Source organism: Lacihabitans soyangensis (assembly GCF_024343775.1).
In the GTDB taxonomy this organism is placed as follows: Bacteria; Bacteroidota; Bacteroidia; order Cytophagales; family Spirosomataceae; genus Leadbetterella; species Leadbetterella soyangensis.
On the sequence record NZ_RJUF01000189.1, the window covers coordinates 1 to 3157 of the forward strand.

1 protein-coding gene is annotated in these 3157 nt (G+C 42.8%); it reads left to right on the top strand.

Annotated elements, in window-relative coordinates:
- Window positions 1–3157 (top strand): autotransporter outer membrane beta-barrel domain-containing protein (locus EGI31_RS22445; RefSeq protein WP_255039434.1); only part of this gene is annotated, 3157 nt, incomplete at both ends.

Sequence of the window (3157 nt, forward strand, 5' to 3'; positions counted from 1 at the left end):
AATAGGAACCTACACAGCAACATGTGTTAATTCTTGTGGAACTTCATCTGCTTCGAATACTATAACCATCAGTAACGGTCCAGCACCAACCGCACCAGTGATAGCATCTAACAAGACTACGGTTTGTGGAACAGATAAAGCTACATTGACAGCTACCGGTTGTGCAGGTGGAACTATCACATGGTCAGGTGGATTGGGAGCTGGCACTACCAAAGAGGTAGGAGCAGGCTCATACACAGCCACATGTACTACAAGCTGCGGAACTTCAGGTAATTCAAATACAATTACTATTGGAACCAGTCCAGCCCCAGTAGCCCCAGTGATTACTGCAAGCAAGTCTGAAATTTGTGGCTCTGAAGAGATTACTTTGACAGCCACGAATTGCACTGGAACAGTTAGATGGTCTAATAATGCAACAGGTACCTCGATTAAGGTAACTCAAGCTGGAGATTATGCAGCTGTTTGCCAAAACACTTGTGGAGAGAGTCCAAATAGTAACATTATTAAAATCACGGTTGGTGGAGTTCCAAATGCTCCATTGATTACGACTGACAAGGTAACTGTTTGTGATACAGCCAAGGCGAGATTAGTTGCTGTTGGTTGTCCTTCTACTATCGAATGGAGCAATGGTGCAACAGGTGACGTAATCTTCGTTGGAATTGGAACTTATACTGCAAAATGTAAAAATTCTTGTGGAATAAGTTTGGCTTCGAATATTATAAAAATCGAAACAGGAATTGTTCCAACTGCACCAACTATTTCAGCAAATAAAACTGCTGTTTGTGGAACTGATAAAGCTACCTTAACGGCTGTAGGTTGTACCGGTGGAACAATCACTTGGTCTGGTGGATTAGGAGTAGGTACGAGCAAAGAAGTAGTAGCAGGAACCTATACCGCCACTTGTACAACAAGCTGTGGAACATCACCTGTGTCTAACACTGTAACTATTACAACAGGTCAATCATCAGCCGCTCCAACAATCGCAGTCAATAAAACTTCGATTTGTGGAAATGAAAAAGCAACGCTTACAGCAACTGGCTGTCAGGGAGGAACCATCACTTGGTCAGGTGGATTAGGAGTTGGAACTAGCAAAGAAGTAGTAGCAGGAACATATACAGCTACTTGTACAACAAGCTGTGGAACATCACCTGTATCTAACGCAGTAACTATTACAACAGGTCAATCACCAGCAGCTCCAACAATCGTAGCGAACAAAACTTCGATTTGTGGAACAGACAAGGCCACTCTTACAGCCGCTGGTTGTGAAGGAGGAACAATTACTTGGTCTGGAGGATTGGGAGTAGGAACTACAAAAGAAGTAGTAGCAGGAACATATACAGCTACTTGTACAACAAGTTGTGGAACATCACCTGTATCTAACGCAGTAACTATTTCCACAGGTCAATCACCAGTAGCTCCAACAATCGCAGCTAACAAAACTTCGATTTGCGGAACAGACAAGGCGACTCTTACAGCAACTGGCTGTCAGGGAGGAACCATCACTTGGTCTGGTGGATTGGGAGTAGGATCTACAAAAGAAGTAGTAGCAGGAACATATACAGCTACTTGTACAACTAGTTGTGGAACATCACCTGTATCTAACGCAGTAACTATTACCACAGGTCAATCACCAGTAGCTCCAACAATCGCAGCTAACAAAACTTCGATTTGCGGAACAGACAAGTCGACTCTTACAGCCACTGGTTGTGAGGGAGGCACTATTACTTGGTCTGGTGGATTGGGAGTAGGAACTACCAAAGAAGTAGCGGCGGGAACATATACCGCTACTTGTACAACAAGTTGTGGTACTTCAGCTAATTCTAACTCGGTAGTAATCACCATTGGAGCAACGCCAACAGCACCGATTGTGACGGCTAGCAAGAATGAAATCTGTGGTAATGAAGAAATTACTCTTACAGCAACAGGATGTACAGGTACAGTTAAATGGTCTAACAATGCAACTGGTACTACTGTGAAGGTTTCACAAGCGGGTGACTATGCTGCCATTTGTGTAAACACTTGCGGAGAGAGCGGAAATAGTAACATCGTGAAGATTTCTATAGGTGCTGTGCCAAATGCTCCATTAATTACTACAGATAGAGTAAATGTTTGTGATACTGAAAAAGCGAGATTGGTAGCAGTAGGATGCACAGGAACTATCGAATGGAGCACAGGAGCCACGGGCGATATGATTCAAGTTGGAGCAGGAAGTTATACAGCTAAGTGTAAAAACTCATGCGGAACTAGCCTAGCTTCAAATATTATCAAAATTGAAACTGGAGGACGCCCTGCAGGACCGATTGTGGTGGCCAACAAAACAAGTATTTGTGGAGTTGATTCAGCTAAATTAACAGCAAGCGTTTGTAGCGGAACTGTTAAATGGAGCAATGGTAAAGAAGGAGCAAGTATTTTCGTAAAAACTGCTGGTTCTTATACAGCTACTTGTACTAACTCATGCGGTACTAGTTTACCATCTGATGCGGTAGTTATCACCGTTGGAGGTACCCCTTCTGCACCTATTATAACAGCATCTGCTACCAAAATTTGTGCGGGCGATTCAGCCACATTAAGTACAGATGGTTGTAATGGAACGGTTACTTGGAGCACCGGAGCTACTGGAAATAGCATTAAAGTTAAAATAGCAGGTTCGTATACAGTGAAGTGTACCAATACATGTGGAGTTAGTCCTAATTCTCAACCGGTAGTTATTGAAATAAAAACTACGGACTGTGGAACAGGATGTAATCTTCCGGCACTTGTTGTAGCGGCTTCTAAAACAGTTATTTGTGAGCCAGAGAATATTACACTCACTGCAACCGGCTGTACAACTGGTACAATAATTTGGTCTAACGGAAAATCCGGTAACTCAATAGTAGTTAAACCTGCGGTTACTACTACTTACTCGGCAGTTTGTAAAGTAGCTGATTGTGTGAGTCCGGTATCTAATATAGTTGAAGTCAAAGTTCAAAAAGCAACTAAACCAGTTGTAGCTTGTGCAACAGACATCATCTGTGCCGGTGAATCAATTACACTTAGAGCTTATGAGTGTGATGGTATAATCAAGTGGTCAAATGGTATGACAGGTAACGCAGTTGAAGTTAAACCAACAGCAACCAGCAAATACACAGCTGTTTGCGTGGTGGGTACATGTGAAAGT